The following is a 16,337-nucleotide window of genomic DNA, read 5'->3' on the forward strand; positions in this document are numbered from 1 at the left end:
GTCCTGCCCCGCAAGCTACGGCTATAATACAATACGCTTGGGATAAGAATAATCTGATTTCCTTTCACAAGTCGGGAACTCTCATAAATGCGTGAAATGAAATTCGTCTGAAAGCGCTAACCCAAGCGTATTGCTCTATAGATGCTCTACAACAGAACAGTATCAAGAGCGTTCTCACCACCAGTGAGCGCAATGATTTGAGCAGTATTGATGTAGGCAACATAGGTTTGGGCAACAGTTGCTAGCCCCGTAATCGAGAGGGGACTTCCTGCCAGAATAGTGGGACTGCAATCAAACCAGTTATCAACTGAATGCCACCAAAGATAGCGAGAGAAGACCCAAATCCAAAGTGCAGTAGCTCTCCAAATATGAAACTGCCTATACCAAATCCAGTAAAGAGAGTAAATACCTTCAGTCCCATCGTTTGCCCCAAATTGTTGTCATCTCCGAGATCGGTCACAATTCCGACAAACAACGGTTGAGTCAGGTCATACCCTAAAGACAAAATAAGAACTGCGATCGTCGTTCCGATTGGCGGAATCTCAAAAATCATTGCAATCCCAGCCACAGCAGCCATTACCAACCCTGCTGGAACGAGCCAACGCCGTCCCCACTGATCGACAGCTTGACCAATGAGAGAACTCAGCAATAAACCGGGAACGCCGTACCCAAGAATGTTTAACCCAATGCTCAAGGCATCCATGTTGTACCGTTGCGATAAATACAACCCTAGCCATGTATATACCCCAGAGTGGTAGATACCATTCCACAGAACATAAGCATATGTACGCTGCCCCCGAAAGGTTGCTAATATCTGGCTGTATCCCCTAAAGATTTGCCTAATATGCGGTAATTTGGTGACTTTTGGTGTATCAAATAAAGAGCCGTAAGGATGAAGCCGCCAAAGCACAACAGCAGCAAGCACAGCAGTACCTAGAAAGAGCGATCGCCAACCTACAAATGGCTCAAGAATCGCTCCCCCCGCAGAGCCTGCTGCCATTCCCCCTTCCATTGCTGCAAACACCAATCCTAGCTTGGCACCTCGCTGATCGAACGGGAATAAATCGCCAATTAAGGCGAAGGTAAGGGGAATCACACCACTTGCTCCAATCCCGGTGAATAGCCGCCAGGTTGCCATCTGCGAAGCATTTTGAGCAGTGGCAGTTAAAGCCGTGAAAATGACAAAAAGAGCAAGCGAGATGCGAATAATAGACCATCGACCAAAGCGATCGGACAGGAGGCCGAAGAACAATGCCATCAGTGCATAGGACAGCATATAGGCTGGAACGATAAAGCCAATTTCCTGAACCGGAACATTAAAAACTTCAGCCAAACGTGGAATCAGGGGAGCAATCATGTACCCCTGTAGAAAAATTAGCCCAGCAGCGATCGAAAGCCAGGAAAACAGGTTTTTATGCTGCTTGAGGCGAATCGCGAGATCGGCTGGTTCGGTATGGGGGTGATTAAAAGATTCTTTGATTTTCGGCATGGATTTGGGAGATTTCAACTCATATCACATTTCGCGGACAACTAAAATCTGAGAACTTAGCTGGAGTGCCAACGCCAACAGCCAAAGCCCCTAGCCTGGTAAAAGCTTGGAGTACCTTCTCAATTCTGGAGCTTACAAATTTTGTAGGTAAGGTGTGGAATCTAGCCCTTAATGTCAGGATAACTTGATAAATGTCATGGTTTATACAAAAAGTGTATATTTAGATACAGAATTTCTTATAAGACTTATTAGTTCAGGCTATCAACAAAGCTAGGATTTACGCATTGACAGAAATCTTTTAATCCCACAAAGTTGTTTGTTTGAGGACTCTGCGATCGCATTCAATTTCCCCATTAATCGAATGTGTGGCGAGAAAACCTACACATTAAACAATACGCTTGGGATAAGAATAATCTGATTTCCTTTCACAAGTCTGGAACCCTCATAAATGCGTGAAATGAACTTCGTCTGAAAGCGCTAACCCAAGCGTATTGCTCTATAATTGTGTAATCCTCACCCACCTCCAAATTATATGGTTGCAAGTAAAAGCGACACCTATGTCTCTCCTGAAGATTATTTAGCAACCGAGAAACTCAGCCCTATCAAACACGAGTACAGGCAAGGGAAAATCTATACAAAAGCAGGAAAAAGCAAACCTCATGTCATTATTATGGGGAACGTATCTGTACTTTTGAGGAACCATGTTCGGGGAAGTGGTTGTATGCCTTACATGGCCGACATGAAAGTTCGGAATGAGAAATAAAATTTTTATTACTATCCTGATGTAGCGGTTAGTTGTGATGAACGAGACAAAAATACTGATGAAGATTTCCTTCGCTACCCGCGCTTAATTGTGGAAGTTTTATCGCCGACTACAGCGGCTTTTGACAGAGGCGATAAATTTGCTGATTACCGCACTTCTGAAAGTTTGCAAGAGTATGTATTAATCAATCAAGAAAGAGTTAGTGTAGAGTGTTTTCGCCGGAATGCAGAGGGTTTGTGGGTGCTTTATCCTTACACTCAAGGACAAGAAGTTCAGTTTGCTAGCGTTAATTTTAGCTGTGCGATCGAGACATTGTATGAAGATGCGATCGAGATTACTTGATTTTAATTACTCCTGAATCGCTGATATTGATATGATTGAACCGCGAAGATGCGTTAGGCGAAGCCGCGCGTAAGCGCTAGGACGCGTTCGGCGAAGGCGTTCCCGAAGGGTAGGAAAAGAAATGAAGAAGAAGCTGGTAATGGCTATTTTTTCTTGTTAGCTTTCCAAGTGCCGCCGTAGAAGTAAAAAGGATTGTTTTTACTTACAGATTCCCAACATTTAAGACACAAAAAAAACCACTGCCCCGACTCGTCATACCGGGCGCGGTAGAGAGTCGGGGCAGATTGGGAACAACGATCGCAATATTTGATTCTGATTGCCCTGGCCATTGTTACTCTGTTTTAAACAATAACGGATTCTTGAGGGCGGGCGAATATCATGCGGCCGGCGCTAGTTTGCAGGGCGCTGGTGACTACGACTCTGGCTTCGCCGCCGACATAGCTGCTTCCTGCTTCTACGACAACCATTGTGCCGTCATCCAAGTAACCGATTCCCTGAGAGGGTTCTTTGCCTTCTTTGCGGATTTTTAGTTCGATCGTATCTCCCGGCAAATAAGTGGGGCGCACCGCATGAGTCAAATCGTTGATATTCAAAACCGGCAGTTTTTGGACGGTAGCTACTTTCGACAAGTTGTAATCGTTGGTGAGCAAAATGCCGTCGATGTCCAAGGCGAAGCGGACTAATTTCGCATCGACTGTGGCAATATCTTCGTAGTCAGCCGAGTGAATTTGAATGCGTTCTGGATATGTCTCTTTGATGCGGTTGAGTACATCTAAGCCGCGGCGCCCGCGCACTCGCTTTTGATCGTTGGCGGAATCAGCTATCAGTTGCAGTTCTTGGAGTATGAATTGCGGGATAATAATTTGACCTTCGAGGAAACCTGTTTCTAACAGGTTTTCAATCCGGCCGTCAATAATGCAGCTAGTATCGACAACTTTGGCAGAGGCTGGTTTGAATGTTCCTTCGGCTACCAACACCGTGTCAAAGCTTTTGGGGTTGATCAGCCGCAAGAAAGCGCGGCCGTGGGTATCGGTCAAACTGACGCCTGTGAAGCCGAACATGACGCTTCCCAAGACGGCGACTAGAGGTTTGATGAAACCGAACTCGCGGGGAATTGGCAGGAGGAACAGCGGAGCCAGCATTAAGTTTGCTACTAGCAGTCCGATGATTAACCCGATCGCCCGCGTCAGCAGCATCTCCACTGGCATATCGCGGACTTGTTTTTCCAAGCGCCGATAGGTTGTTTGAGCCACTAATCCCATCACGAAGCCGATTAATGCTCCAAAGGAACCTAGTACAGAACTTAAACCTTGTATATTTGTAACTTGCTCCAGCAGCTCGGTCGGCAGGAGTTCGACTCCGTAATAGCCGATGCCTCCGCCTGCGATTATGAATGAGATTATTATGATTGCGTCTAGCATTAGTTCTAGGTTAATGAATTTATTCACATTATATCTTTGCAGTGCTGATACTTGTTTTCATGCTTTGGTCGGATATCGCTATATCTCCTCAAGGATTCTCATAAACTTATATTTCGCGGTTGTACCCTCTGGGGGATGTGCGATCGAGCAGATCACGATTTACCACGCCGGGCCGAAAGCAGGCACGAGGTGCGAATAAACCGCACTGCGGGCTGTGCGCGAATTGTGACGGAGCGAAACTGGTACGAGGTTAAATTACGAGAGCTGATCGATCGCAGCGCCTTTTTACTAACAAACTGTCATAATATACATAATTATTCATGACTGTTTAATTAAAACTTTAGATTTGAAGTTGCGCTTTTGGCTTGAGTTGTAATGAACCCTACCACTAATTATTTAACATTGGAATTTAAAAAAAGTGTGCCAGTGACAAATTCCGGGATTCCTAGTTCGGCTTACCTGCACATACCTTTTTGTCGCCGTCGCTGTTACTACTGCGATTTTCCGGTTTTTGTGGTGGGCGATCGCAAAAATGGCGATAATTCCGGCACAATTGTGCAATACGTTGCGGTACTGTGTCAAGAAATTCAAGCAACTAAAAATTTAGGCGCATCTCTGAAAACAGTTTTTTTTGGGGGCGGCACGCCTTCGCTGCTTTCAGTCGGTCAGTTGAGCAATATTTTAGAGACTCTCGACGGCAAATTTGGCATTGCTGCTGGGGCGGAAATTTCTATAGAAATAGACCCTGGTACGTTTACTTTAGAACAGTTGCGGGGATATGCAGCGGCGGGAGTAAATCGGGTTAGTTTGGGAGTGCAAGCTTTTCAGGATGAATTGCTGCAAGCTTGCGGGCGATCGCACTCACTCGCTGATATTTTTGAAGCAGTGGAAATAGTGCGATCGGCTGGTATTGTCAATTTTAGTTTAGACCTGATTTCGGGACTGCCGCACCAAACTTTAGAAAACTGGGAAGCTTCTCTGAAAGCGGCGGTGGAAATTAGCCCGACTCACCTGTCGAGTTACGACTTAATTGTTGAGCCGGGAACTGCTTTCGGGCGCTACTTTGAAGCAGGCGCGCAACCGCTACCAGCAGATGACACCGCTGCTGGAATGTACCGTTTAGCGCGGGAAATTCTGACGGGGGCTGGATACGAACATTACGAAATTTCTAATTACGCTCGCGATGGCTATCAGTGCCGCCACAACCGCGTTTATTGGGAAAATCGCCCTTATTACGGTTTGGGAATGGGGGCAGCGAGTTACGTGGAAGGCCGGAGGTTGACCAGGCCTCGCAAAACTCAAGAATATTATCAGTGGGTGCGATCGATCTCTGGCCTCAATTCCCCAGCTACTCCACAAATTGGGGGGGAAACCCAGCAGGAGATTTACCCAGCAATTGAGCAAAATTTTCAAGTCTCAGAAAATGACATTTTGTTAGAAACGCTGATGCTAGGTTTGCGTTTAGCAGAAGGAGTTAGCCTGTCGGCGCTGACTGAAAAGTTTACTCAGCAAACGGTTGATAAAATTTGGGGTTGTTTGCAGCCCTACTGGCGACAAGGATGGGTGGAAATTATGACGGAGGATGGGGCGAGCTCAACTTTATGCGAGGGCGCGAAACTGCCACTGTCGGGCAATTTGAGGTTGAGCGATCCCGAAGGTTTTTTATTTTCTAATACAATTTTAGCCCATTTGTTCAGCAACTTAGGCGAAGATAATTAGCTCTGTCTGAGGAAGTATACCTCCTGACAAGCGCGATCGGCTCTAAAGCCGGGGCCGCAAATTCGATATAAAGGAAATTTAATTGCTCCCTAGCTTGATGATCTCAAAAATAATATATTTTCTCTCGATCCCTACACAAAACTTAAAGGCGAACTAAGCCTTGAGATAGACGCCACGACAGCACTCCAGCCGTCATACTTAAGACTGAACATTTAAAAGTAATTTAATGAACACTTTAACTATCGAGCGCAACCAAACCCAAAACCAGCCCTGCCTTGTAATTAGCGATCGCGGGTGCAATCCTGCTTCCAAGTGTAATTTTTGCGGTCACTACCAACAGGCAAGAGGTTCAGTTGGTCACTGTCAATTGTTGAACGCACCTGTTAGGGGAGGATGGAAATCTTGCACTTTAGCACTGCCGGCTTTTGCACCTTCTTGGGAATAGGTGGAAGGCGCTGATATTTCCCTAGCGCAATTTATTAATTAACCCAAAAAATCTAAAAAAATGTATAAAAAATTGTGTTTTAACTTATAATATGCTATATTAAGTTTAGGTCTGTCGCCGTATCGCTCGCACAATTGCACACACAAGTTAAAAAGATGAATTTGACACTAACTCAGGTAATTTCCGAAGGTCATACGCGCATTTTGTGTTGGTATCTTAATAATACTAGCAAAGTGCAAATCGCTAGAATTACAAATATTCCTAATTGGTATTTTGAGAGGACGGTGTTTCCGGGGGAACGTTTTTTGTTTGAAGCGCTGCCGGAAGCTCAGTTAGAAGTTTGTAGGAGTGCAGAGACGGGTGCGATTGTGTGCGAGCGAATTTTGTGCGATCGGCTGCGAGTTGAAGAGTTAAGCACGGCTGATTGAAGATAATTCCCCAGACTTACCAACGAGAGATAGAAACCCGGTTTTTTTTCAGAAACCGGGTTTCTCTGTATGATGATAAAAACTCCGTAATTCTCGCCACCGATGCGTCAGCCCTGAAACTGTCGCAAATGTGAATCTAAGCTAAATTATAAAAAATCCACCACTGTTTAATACTAAAACCCGATGTCCCTCACCGAACAAATCCTCTCCCAAATGCCAGGAGACACCCTCGGAGGCTTGAGAAAAGTCGATCGACTCTGGGAAAACCTCAAACAAAACACCGCACCAGCACCCCAAGCAGTCAAACACAGCCAACAACCCCTCGAAACCCTCGACTTCGACATAGTTATCGGCGGCGGAACCCTAGGAATATTGATCGGTACAGCCTTAGCCGTGCGGGGTTGGCGAGTAGCCCTGCTGGAACGCAGCACCCTGCGAGGACGCGATCAAGAATGGAATATTTCTCGCAAAGAATTAGACGTATTCTTAGAACTAAATTTGCTCTCTGTTGAAGAGATAGAAAAAGCAATAGCCACCGAATACAACCCAGCCCGCATCAGTTTTGCCAACACCCCAGACATTTGGGTGCGCGACGTACTCAACATCGGAATAGACCCAGTTTATCTCCTAGAAACCTTTAAACAGCGATTCCTCCAAGCGGGAGGTAAACTATTTGAAAACACACCCTTTAAACTAGCCACCATTCACCCAGATGGAGTCCTTGTTGAATCTGAAAATACCGATTTACAAGTTGCTAAAAATTTATTTAAAACCCGATTATTCTTAGACGCAATGGGACATTTTTCGCCCATTGTGCGCCAAGCAAGACAAGGCAAAAAACCCGACGCTGTATGTTTAGTAGTCGGTAGTTGCGCTCAAGGATACCCCAAAAACGACACTGGCGATATATTTGCATCCTTCACCCCAATGCAAAATCAGTGCCAATATTTTTGGGAAGCATTCCCAGCCAGAGACGGCCGCACAACCTACTTATTTACATACATAGACGCCGACACAGAAAGATTCAGTTTAGAAACATTATTTGAAGAGTATTTGCGATTGCTTCCCCAATATCAAAACGTCGAACTCGAACAGTTAAAATTCCAAAGAGCACTTTACGGATTTTTCCCCTGCTATCGTCAAAGTCCTCTAAAAACGCCTTGGAACCGCATACTCCCAGTCGGAGACAGCAGCGGTAGCCAATCTCCCCTCAGCTTCGGCGGTTTCGGCGCAATGGTGCGCCACCTCAAACGCTTGACTCTAGGAATTGACGAAGCTTTGACAAGCGACAGTCTCAGCAAAAATTCCCTGGCACTTTTGCAACCCTATCAGCCGAATCTATCAGTTACCTGGTTGTTTCAGCGTTCGATGAGTGCTGCGATGAATCAAAGAATAGACCCCAATCAAATCAATCAACTTTTGGCGGCCGTATTTCAGGTAATGCAAGAGTTGGGAGAACCGGTACTCAAACCGTTTCTTCAAGATATCGTGCTGTTTCCGGCTTTGTCACAAACTCTGTTTAAAACAGCAATTAGCCATCCGGGATTAGTTATGAAAATTATCCCGCAGGTAGGAATAGCTAATTTGCTGGATTGGATGGTTCATTATGTAAATTTAGGAATTTATACGGGATTGCAGCCTTTGGGGAAAGCCGTAGAACCGCAGGTGAAAAATTTAGCGCCGGAACAGCAATACTATTTTCACCGATTAGTTGAAGCATGGCAATACGGCGCTGGAGGCGATTATTAATTGATTAATTGTGGCACGGGCATCTTGCCCGTGGCTAATATATGAACAGGCTTTCCGGCCTGTTCCACAACACACTATAATTTATTGATTAATTAACTGTGGCACGGGCATCTTGCCCGTGGCTAATATATGAACAGGCTTTCCGGACTGTTCCACAAAATTAATTGATTAATTGTGGCAGGGGCATCTTGCCCGTGGCTAATATATGAACAGGCTTTCCGGACTGTTCCACAACATAATTAAATATGAACAGGTATTTGACCTGTTTCACAACATACTTATATTAGTTGTGAGTTATGAAGGAGCTATAACTGCTAACGCTTGGGGAATCACTCGGAATTTTGCAGGCGTGTAAGTTTTGATTTCACCGTCGGTATTAATCGGACGGCGTTTGCTAGTATTAACCTCAAATTCTTGAGCGTACAAGGCGCGAACTTTAGGCGAACTGGTATAATTTCCTTGCCTCATAGCCGGCAGCAAAGCAATGATTTCCCACCAATTTATTGTTTCCAAACTGTACAAATCCAGTCGCCTGTCGTCGATGGTGGCATCCTCGGCCACTGTCATGCCACCGCCGTAGTAGCGGCCGTTGCCAATGGCAATTTGAATAGTTTTCACCTTAAAAGATTGGTCTTTTACCTTAATTTCTGCTCGGAAGGGTCGCGCTGACAAAATTGTCTGCAAAGCAGTAAAAGCATAAGCTAACACTCCCCAGCGCTGCTTTACGTCTTTAGTCAGCCGCTGGGTAATTTCCACGCTCAATCCCAAACTCGCAACATTAAAAAAATGTTGGCCGTTAACCCAACCCAAGTCTATTAGCCGAACTTTACCGCTGGCAATAACTTGACAAGCTGCGGATAAATCTGTAGGAATTCCGAGAGTGCGGGCTAGGTCGTTAGCCGTTCCCATCGGCAAAATACCCAAGGGTAACTTGGTGTCTATCAAACCTTCTATGGCGGCGTTGAGAGTGCCGTCGCCACCGCCGATTATTACTAATTCAACTCGATTTTGGTAGCGGCGAATAGTGTCGGGAAGTTCGTCGGCGTGATCGGTAGATTCTACAATTAACTCAAAACCTAATGCTTCTAATTCTTTAGTGGCTTGAGATAATAGCTTTTGCCCTTTTCGGGAGTGTTGGTTTACTAAAAGTAGAGCTTTCTTCATTTGTTAATTTTTAATTAGGAATATTGCGTATTTTAAATTACAAAAAGTATAGCTTGATGCCTTAACTGCATGAAATTAATGCTTTACTTCCATTTTACCAGTTATGATGGATTGACAAAAATGTTAAAAAATGGATAAATGTAGCAAAAGATTCCTAAAAAGTACCTCCGGCTCTGGGCGAGCACCAAAAAACCTCGCTTCTCGATCGAACTTAATTTAAAATTATGTATAATATTTTACAAAAAGCCCAAGTCGCTGCCGATCGCCAAAACTGGCCTGGGTTAGTCGAATGCTTGCAGCAAGTGACAGTCAAAGCCGGCAAGCCGCAGGAACAACACATTTTAGAACAAGCTGTCAGTTTAGCAATAGAAGCCTTAGAATGGGGCGATTTTCAAGACCGCTGGGAAATTGCTAAAGTATTGCCCAATCTGGGAAATGGCGCGATCGCACCTTTAATTGCCGTACTCGAAGACGAAGACGCAGACACAGAGCCCCGGTGGTTCGCCGCCCGCATTCTCGGAAAGTTCGATCGCCCGGAAGTGATTCAAGCTTTAGTAGAATTGGTCAAAAATTCCGACGAAGAATTGAGCCAAATCGCCGCCGAAACGCTAGGGAATTTCGGCCCGACAGCCATAGAATCCCTCACAACTCTCTTGCAGCAAGAAGACTCGCGACATTTTGCCACAGCAGCACTCGCCCAAATTCGGCGCACCGAAACTATCCCGCCGCTGTTGAGCGTAGTCGCAGACTCTCAAGTTGCGGTGCGAGCAGCCGCAATCGAGGCCCTGAGCAGCTTTCACGACTCCCGCATCCCGCCGGTATTGGTAGGGGCGCTCAAAGATCCGGCGATAGCAGTCAGAAAAGAAGCCGTGCGAGCTCTTGGCGCGCGCGCCTATTTAGATGCAGAATTAAATTTAGTTAACTTGCTCAAACCTTTGCTTTCCGACATCCGATTAGAAGTTTGTCAGCAAGCGGCGATCGCGATCGGGCGAGTGAAAACCGATGAAGCAGCGGCTGCTTTATTTGAAGTGCTGCGATCGCCCACAACTCTGGTTGAATTGCAAATCGAAACTGTGCGCGCCCTAAGCTGGATGGAAACCGCAACCGCTTTAGCCTATTTGCATCAGACATTAATGGCGCAATTTCCTAACATAAATTCTACTGTTTATCAAGAGATAGTTACTGTTTTAGGGCGAGTAGAAAAGCCGGAATTAAAAGCTGTTGCTGCTGAAATTCTGATTTATTTGCTGAAAACCTGTCATCCGGCAGTGCAGGAGGGAGTTAGCAAAAAATCTTTAGCTTTAGGTTTAGGAAAATTAGGAGATATGAGAGGGCTAGATGCTCTGATTTCAATGTTGGGCGACGCAGACAGCAGCGTCAGGCTGCACTGCATGGCAGCACTCAAACAGCTAGGTGCTGCCGAGGCCCGGCAGAAATTAGAAAACTTAGTGAAACAAGAGAGTCTCGAACCGAGATTGAAACAAGGAATTGCGATCGCATTGCAAGAATGGCAAGAGTAAAAAACAGAATACCTATATCCCCGACTTCTTCCAGAAGTCGGGGATATAATAGCGATCGCATCTTTCTTCCATCCGTTACATCCGAAGAAAGCGAATCGGTTGCCGAACTTCCTTGGGCTATATCATCGATTTTCTTTGTGAATTTTGGCGATCGCAGTTGTCACCCGCTCTAAATCTTCATCAGTTAAATTAGATCCAGAAGGCAAGCAAAGCCCATACTCAAACAACTCTTGGGCCACCCCACCTTCAATACATTCACAATCAGCAAATACTGGTTGTAAATGTAAAGGTTTCCAAACCGGACGCGCTTCTATTTTCTCTTCAGCAAGCGCTAGGCGAACTTGTTCTCTATCTGCACCGAAAGCGGTAGGACCGATCGTCAAACAAGTCAGCCAGCGAGTAGCGCGTCCAAAGGAAGCTTCCGGCATAAATTCAATTCCCGGCAAGTTTCCTAAAGCTTGTTTGTAAAAGTCAAAATTGCGCCGTCTCGCTTCAACTCGCTCCTCCAAAACCCGTAATTGACCGCGACCAATTCCCGCCAAAACATTGCTGAGACGATAATTGTAGCCAATTTCTGAATGTTGGTAATGAGGAGCGGGGTCACGGGCTTGTGTTGCCAAAAAACGAGCTTTTTCTACTATTTTTTGGTCATCGGAAACTAACATTCCGCCGCCGGAAGTGGTGATAATTTTATTGCCGTTGAATGAAAAAATGCCGATTTTACCAAAGGTTCCAGGCGATCGGTTCTTATAGCTAGCCCCTAGAGATTCTGCCGCATCTTCTATTAGCGGAATTTCATAAGCATTGCAAGCTTCTAGAATTGGGTCGATATCGCAACTTTGACCGTAGAGGTGTACGATTACAACAGCTTTGGGTAATTTACCAATTTTGGCTCGTTTGTCAAGTGCTGCTCGCAACAAGTCGGGGTTGAGATTCCAAGAAGTGCGATCGCTATCAATAAAAACTGGTTTGGCGCCAAGATAAGTAATCGGGCTAGCAGTCGCAATAAAAGTCAGAGTCGAGCAAAAAACCTCATCTCCCGAACCGACACCAATTAATTGTAAAGCCAAATGCAAAGCTGCGGTACCGGAACTAACAGCCGCTGCGTGTTTAGCGCCAACTACTTGGCAGAATTCTTGCTCGAAAGCGTCTACATGGGGGCCGACGGGGGCGATCCAGTTGGTATCAAAGGCTTCTTTGACGAACTCCTGTTCCAGTGAACCCATGTGAGGTGTTGAGAGGAGGATTTGTTTGAGCATTACTTTCCCTATTGCTGAACAGTAACAAGCCGATCGCACTTTGAACTTTTTATATTTCCTTCAACCCTGAGCCAACTTTCATTAGGCTTCTCTCCGTTGGCCCAAGCTATTAACGCTGCCGGAATATTTGCCCCTGCCATCTGGGAAAATGGGTATCCACCACCAAAACGCGGGTTTAATTCTAACACGCATAAACCTTTTTGTTCCACCATTACATCGCAGTCCAGGTTGCCGATATGGCCCAATGTTTGGCCAATTTTCGCACCTAACTGTTTAATTTCTTCATTTTCGACCGTCACAGCCCGATCCGTTTCTCCGGCTCGCATGGTCAGCTTCCGCTTGACAAAAGTCGTAATATATGAGCCTTCTAAGTTATTGATAATATCCAGACCGTGTTCTTGTCCGATTACTCGCTCTTGAATTAAGATACACCGATCGGGATCGGAGGAACTTACTTCTGCTAAGAATGATCTCATCAGCGATTTTTTAACAAAGCGATAAGCTAATTCTAATTCTTCATCATCTTCAGGATATTCAATCCCAATTGATGCACTACCCCAGCGGGGTTTAACTACTAAAGGAAAAGATATTTTTCCTTGCTGAATTGCTTCGCGTGCTTCGGCGAGGGAAAGATAGGTTTGTGGGGCAGAAATGCCGAGTTTTTGTAAAAATTCAAAGGTCGCAAACTTGTCAAAACAAATATCGATCGCTTCTGGAGAAGAAACAACTGGAATCGTTCCTATTGCGAGAAAGCGATCGCGTTGTTTTGCTAGGTAAGGTAATTCTAGATCGTTCAGCGGTATCAGCAAGCGCACCTGCTTTTCCTGACAGATATCTAGCAACTTCTCAAAGTATTCGCTATGATTTATCGGCGGCAACAAAAAACTTTCATCAGCTTCTTGTAATGTCGGTGCTTCCAAAGTAGCATCACCCGCAAATACTTTTCCTCGATTTCCTAGTGCTTCTTGGAAGAATTTCAACAGATAGTTGCGGCGTCCCGCACAAGTCAAAATTACATTCATATTTTTGATGGTTGGTGAACAGCAGATTCAATATTGAACTTGCAGTGTCCCGTACAAGTCAATAGTACATTTATGTTTTTGCTTCTTATATCACATAAGTAGAGAACACATCCTGAGAAGTTTCTCGCCGTCTGATTAGTGTATACTCGTTCTGGATAGAGTCATAGCTAATTATGGGCGGATTCGGGCGAATAAATGGTGGTTTGAAGACTACAGTATAAGCACCCATATTCTCAACAACTGCATAATCTCCAATACCTATTTCGCCGGAATAGTCCTTGTATAAACAATCATGTTCCATACAAGTATATCCCACTATATCTACTTGTCCTGCAAGTTTTCTTTGGTCGGCATTTTCATCGTTTCCGTAAACTCGCAATGACAGATTTTTATCAGTCCCCGTTGGTTTCACGTTGTGGACACTACCAACCACTAGGGCAATTTGACGCGACCGCACAGTTTTTAGTCCCACAACTTTTGCGACAAAATTCAATACATCGGACACAATAGCTACACCCGGTTCAATAATCAATTCCGGCCCAGAGTTATCGGGATATTTGCTTTTTAATTGGGGCGCAACTGCTTCGGCATATTCGTGATAGTTGGGAATATAGCCATCAAATTGACTCTTTAAATCATCAGTCATTTTGCCGTAGAAACCGCCACCTATATCGATAAAATCCGGTTGTTTATCCTGGAAATAATAATCGGTTAATTCTAGAATTTTCTGAGTACGACGCGCGTATGATTCAGTGCTTCTTGCCGCAGTGGAAATGTGGCAGTGCAGTCCATCGACAGAACAATTATTTAATGCTGTCAATCTTTTGAAAGCACGATCGAGTTCGCCTCCTGCTACATCAAACCCAAATCGAGATATGCGAGTGGTGTCAATCTCGAAATTACATCTCAATCCGACCGCTATTTTTTGTTCTGGTAATCTTTCCGCCAAAGCTTCGACCATTTCTACTTCTTCTAAGCAGTCCAAATTGACTATGGAACCTGCCAAAATAGCTTTTTCCAGGTCTTCTTGTTGCTTCAGTGGGCCATTGAAAATGATTCTAGTTGGCGGTACGCCGATCGCGATCGCTAAATCATACTCCATTTGAGAAACAACTTCGGCATATCCTCCCATAGAATGCACGGTTTGGCATAGCTTGGGAATGTAATTAGTTTTGTAAGAATAACCTAGGTTGGTATTGGGATAAATTGAGCTAAAACCCTGAAGAAATTCTTTATAGTTATTTTCAAATTGTCTAATATCCAAAATGAAAAAAGAATCGCCATATTCTTTTTCTAAGTTATGAAGTGTTTTCCAACAGAGTTGCATCTTTCTGCCCTTATAATGTGACTGTAAATATCGGTTCATTTTTGGGAAAATTCATTTTTTACAACAAACCACGTAGAACATTCCGTCAAGTGGCTTTTTCAAGATTTCTGCACTAGATGCAGTTATTTCCCCTTGCTTAAGTTGAGCCTCAGAACCCAAAGCAACTACTTCAAATCCAACCTTTTGGCAAATTTGGCAAATCTCTTCAATTTTATACCAATATGTATAAGGTCCTTTGTCAAGAAGAGCTGACCAGTTTGGTTTACCGTGATGCTTCAGCCACGGAATAGATTGGATTGTTTTATTTGTTCCAACTATTTTCCTCAAAAAAAATAAATACTTTAAATAGGGTAAATACCCCATATTTCTAGTTCGGCAATCAAAACAAAGAAAGGAAAATAAAATATAGCCTCCTTTCTTTAAAATCCGGTGAGCCTCCTTAAAGGCATTCAATCTTCCTAAATCATCTTGGATAAAACAGATAATTTGCTGTAAATATATTGCTTGGTCAAAACTACCATCTTCGTAAGGTAAGCTAGTTGCGTCCTGAACTTCAAAAGAAATTCCATTTTTTCCTCCTCTCTGCTTGGCGACTTCGATCATTTCCGTAGCGCAATCAAATCCAGAAAGAGATGTAAATCCTAATTTTTGCATCTCTATCAAAATTCTTCCGCCTCCAGTCCCGGCTTCAATTGTTTTTCCTTCTTTAGAGAAGTATTTATTTATTAGAAACCTTTCTTCTAATTTTAACTCTTCTAAATAAGCCCATTTGGTAAACTCTACGTCACTGAAAACATTCTGATTTGCAGTCATTTTTTTCTCTTTTTATAGCAACCGCCAGGGCGGTTAAGACATTCTTAATTCCTGAAACCCTTGATTCTAGGCCCTTCTTACCCTAGCCCCTAGCCCCTAGCTATAGATTGTAATAACAATAGACACCAATTATCCATGAAGTCTTGTCGCCTACGTCAAATGCAATTAAAATTGTTTAGCCTCACTAATTTATCAATTAAAACGCACCCTACTAACGATTGTCAATTATTTCCCGTGAAATCTTCAACTGTGGCATGATTAGCTTGGCTGATACCTTCTTTTTTAACTACTTTCCATACCGTCAGGAAAAGTATTTTCAGGTCAAGCCACAAACTCCAATTATCCACATACCAAACATCAAGTTTGAATTTTTGTTGCCAAAAAATGGTATTGCGCCCGTTAATTTGTGCCCACCCTGTAATTCCCGGCATCACGTCATGGCGGCGTGCTTGTTCGGGACTGTAGCGCTCTAGGTATTCTACCATTAAAGGACGCGGCCCCACAAAACTCATATCACCCTTAAGAACGTTCCAAAGTTGGGGTAGTTCATCTAAACTGGTTTTCCGCAGAAATTGACCGATCGCTGTCAGGCGTTCTTCATCACTTAAAAGATTGCCATTCGAGTCGCGATCGCTCGTCATCGTGCGAAACTTGTAGAATTGGAAAACTTCGCCGTTTTTGCCGGGCCGCGGTTGCGTAAAGACAATTGGGCTACCCATGCGAATGTAAATGGCGATCGCCACTATTAGTATCGCGGGAGAGAAAACCAAAAGGGCGATCGCGGCTACTAATCTATCTAATATTGATTTCAATAACCTACTAATCTTTGTGAGGTTATTTTCTTGCTTCAAAGAGGAATTCATCCACAACGCTCCT

General features: G+C 44.2%; 13 protein-coding genes and 1 pseudogene. 6 read left to right on the top strand and 8 right to left on the bottom strand.

Going from position 1 to position 16,337, the window contains the following annotated elements:
* Positions 1 to 241: 241 nt before the first annotated feature.
* The gene (locus QUB77_RS23710) at positions 242 to 1,489 is read right to left on the bottom strand and encodes an MFS transporter (protein WP_333177931.1); all 1,248 of its coding nucleotides are present in this window, start codon (positions 1,487 to 1,489) and stop codon (positions 242 to 244) included.
* A 781-nt stretch (positions 1,490 to 2,270) separates the two neighbouring features.
* Here QUB77_RS23710 and QUB77_RS31870 point away from each other — a divergent pair.
* Positions 2,271 to 2,594: pseudogene (locus tag QUB77_RS31870) on the top strand (Uma2 family endonuclease); the annotation flags it as partial.
* Positions 2,595 to 2,935: 341 nt separating this feature from the next.
* On the opposite strand, the gene QUB77_RS23720 reads toward QUB77_RS31870, so the two are convergent.
* Positions 2,936 to 4,015 carry a PIN/TRAM domain-containing protein gene (locus QUB77_RS23720; protein WP_333177929.1) on the bottom strand — a complete coding sequence of 360 codons (1,080 nt, stop codon included), beginning with the start codon at positions 4,013 to 4,015 and terminating at the stop codon, positions 2,936 to 2,938.
* Between the two features lie 375 nt (positions 4,016 to 4,390).
* Between QUB77_RS23720 and hemW the strand changes: the two genes are divergently transcribed.
* The 4 genes from hemW to QUB77_RS23740 all read left to right on the top strand — a co-directional run bounded on the left by hemW (position 4,391) and on the right by QUB77_RS23740 (position 8,356).
* On the top strand, positions 4,391 to 5,734 hold the full coding sequence (gene hemW / locus QUB77_RS23725; protein ID WP_333177927.1) for a radical SAM family heme chaperone HemW: 1,344 nt from the start codon (positions 4,391 to 4,393) through the stop codon (positions 5,732 to 5,734).
* A gap of 226 nt (positions 5,735 to 5,960) precedes the next feature.
* Positions 5,961 to 6,179 carry a hypothetical protein gene (locus QUB77_RS23730; protein ID WP_333177924.1) on the top strand — a complete coding sequence of 73 codons (219 nt, stop codon included), beginning with the start codon at positions 5,961 to 5,963 and terminating at the stop codon, positions 6,177 to 6,179.
* Between the two features lie 155 nt (positions 6,180 to 6,334).
* Positions 6,335 to 6,607 (top strand): DUF1830 domain-containing protein, encoded by a 273-nt coding sequence (locus QUB77_RS23735; protein WP_333177922.1) that lies wholly within the window; start codon positions 6,335 to 6,337, stop codon positions 6,605 to 6,607.
* A gap of 183 nt (positions 6,608 to 6,790) precedes the next feature.
* Positions 6,791 to 8,356, top strand: coding sequence for an FAD-binding oxidoreductase (locus QUB77_RS23740; protein ID WP_333177921.1), 1,566 nt, complete (start codon positions 6,791 to 6,793; stop codon positions 8,354 to 8,356).
* A 294-nt stretch (positions 8,357 to 8,650) separates the two neighbouring features.
* Here the strand turns inward: QUB77_RS23740 and QUB77_RS23745 are convergent, their stop codons facing one another.
* The gene (locus QUB77_RS23745; protein ID WP_333177919.1) at positions 8,651 to 9,520 is read right to left on the bottom strand and encodes a lipid kinase; all 870 of its coding nucleotides are present in this window, start codon (positions 9,518 to 9,520) and stop codon (positions 8,651 to 8,653) included.
* Between the two features lie 224 nt (positions 9,521 to 9,744).
* Here QUB77_RS23745 and QUB77_RS23750 point away from each other — a divergent pair, with 224 nt between their 5' ends.
* Positions 9,745 to 11,040, top strand: coding sequence for a HEAT repeat domain-containing protein (locus QUB77_RS23750; protein ID WP_333177916.1), 1,296 nt, complete (start codon positions 9,745 to 9,747; stop codon positions 11,038 to 11,040).
* A gap of 122 nt (positions 11,041 to 11,162) precedes the next feature.
* Here QUB77_RS23750 and QUB77_RS23755 read toward each other — a convergent pair whose 3' ends face one another.
* From QUB77_RS23755 to QUB77_RS23775, 5 genes are all read right to left on the bottom strand, one after another.
* A complete protein-coding gene (locus QUB77_RS23755; protein ID WP_333177914.1) occupies positions 11,163 to 12,299 on the bottom strand; it encodes an aminotransferase class I/II-fold pyridoxal phosphate-dependent enzyme in 1,137 nt (378 codons plus the stop codon).
* An 8-nt stretch (positions 12,300 to 12,307) separates the two neighbouring features.
* The gene (locus tag QUB77_RS23760) at positions 12,308 to 13,321 is read right to left on the bottom strand and encodes an ATP-grasp domain-containing protein (protein ID WP_333177911.1); all 1,014 of its coding nucleotides are present in this window, start codon (positions 13,319 to 13,321) and stop codon (positions 12,308 to 12,310) included.
* 85 nt (positions 13,322 to 13,406) lie between these two features.
* The gene (locus QUB77_RS23765; protein ID WP_333177908.1) at positions 13,407 to 14,648 is read right to left on the bottom strand and encodes an alanine racemase; all 1,242 of its coding nucleotides are present in this window, start codon (positions 14,646 to 14,648) and stop codon (positions 13,407 to 13,409) included.
* Between the two features lie 51 nt (positions 14,649 to 14,699).
* A complete protein-coding gene (locus QUB77_RS23770; RefSeq protein WP_333177906.1) occupies positions 14,700 to 15,461 on the bottom strand; it encodes a methyltransferase domain-containing protein in 762 nt (253 codons plus the stop codon).
* Positions 15,462 to 15,682: 221 nt separating this feature from the next.
* The gene (locus QUB77_RS23775) at positions 15,683 to 16,324 is read right to left on the bottom strand and encodes a sugar transferase (RefSeq protein ID WP_333177904.1); all 642 of its coding nucleotides are present in this window, start codon (positions 16,322 to 16,324) and stop codon (positions 15,683 to 15,685) included.
* Positions 16,325 to 16,337 lie beyond the last annotated feature (13 nt).

It is taken from the genome of Microcoleus sp. AT9b-C3 (genome assembly GCF_036705485.1).
Taxonomy (GTDB): Bacteria; Cyanobacteriota; Cyanobacteriia; order Cyanobacteriales; family Microcoleaceae; genus Microcoleus.

What these genes read in the sequence shown, in the direction of transcription:
- QUB77_RS23710 (WP_333177931.1), bottom strand. Translation starts at nt 1,489, where the DNA reads ATGCCGAAAATCAAAGAATCTTTTAATCACCCCCATACCGAACCAGCC.
- QUB77_RS23720 (WP_333177929.1), bottom strand. Translation starts at nt 4,015, where the DNA reads ATGCTAGACGCAATCATAATAATCTCATTCATAATCGCAGGCGGAGGC.
- hemW (WP_333177927.1), top strand. Translation starts at nt 4,391, where the DNA reads ATGAACCCTACCACTAATTATTTAACATTGGAATTTAAAAAAAGTGTG.
- QUB77_RS23730 (WP_333177924.1), top strand. Translation starts at nt 5,961, where the DNA reads ATGAACACTTTAACTATCGAGCGCAACCAAACCCAAAACCAGCCCTGC.
- QUB77_RS23735 (WP_333177922.1), top strand. Translation starts at nt 6,335, where the DNA reads ATGAATTTGACACTAACTCAGGTAATTTCCGAAGGTCATACGCGCATT.
- QUB77_RS23740 (WP_333177921.1), top strand. Translation starts at nt 6,791, where the DNA reads ATGTCCCTCACCGAACAAATCCTCTCCCAAATGCCAGGAGACACCCTC.
- QUB77_RS23745 (WP_333177919.1), bottom strand. Translation starts at nt 9,520, where the DNA reads ATGAAGAAAGCTCTACTTTTAGTAAACCAACACTCCCGAAAAGGGCAA.
- QUB77_RS23750 (WP_333177916.1), top strand. Translation starts at nt 9,745, where the DNA reads ATGTATAATATTTTACAAAAAGCCCAAGTCGCTGCCGATCGCCAAAAC.
- QUB77_RS23755 (WP_333177914.1), bottom strand. Translation starts at nt 12,299, where the DNA reads ATGCTCAAACAAATCCTCCTCTCAACACCTCACATGGGTTCACTGGAA.
- QUB77_RS23760 (WP_333177911.1), bottom strand. Translation starts at nt 13,321, where the DNA reads ATGAATGTAATTTTGACTTGTGCGGGACGCCGCAACTATCTGTTGAAA.
- QUB77_RS23765 (WP_333177908.1), bottom strand. Translation starts at nt 14,648, where the DNA reads ATGCAACTCTGTTGGAAAACACTTCATAACTTAGAAAAAGAATATGGC.
- QUB77_RS23770 (WP_333177906.1), bottom strand. Translation starts at nt 15,461, where the DNA reads ATGACTGCAAATCAGAATGTTTTCAGTGACGTAGAGTTTACCAAATGG.
- QUB77_RS23775 (WP_333177904.1), bottom strand. Translation starts at nt 16,324, where the DNA reads ATGAATTCCTCTTTGAAGCAAGAAAATAACCTCACAAAGATTAGTAGG.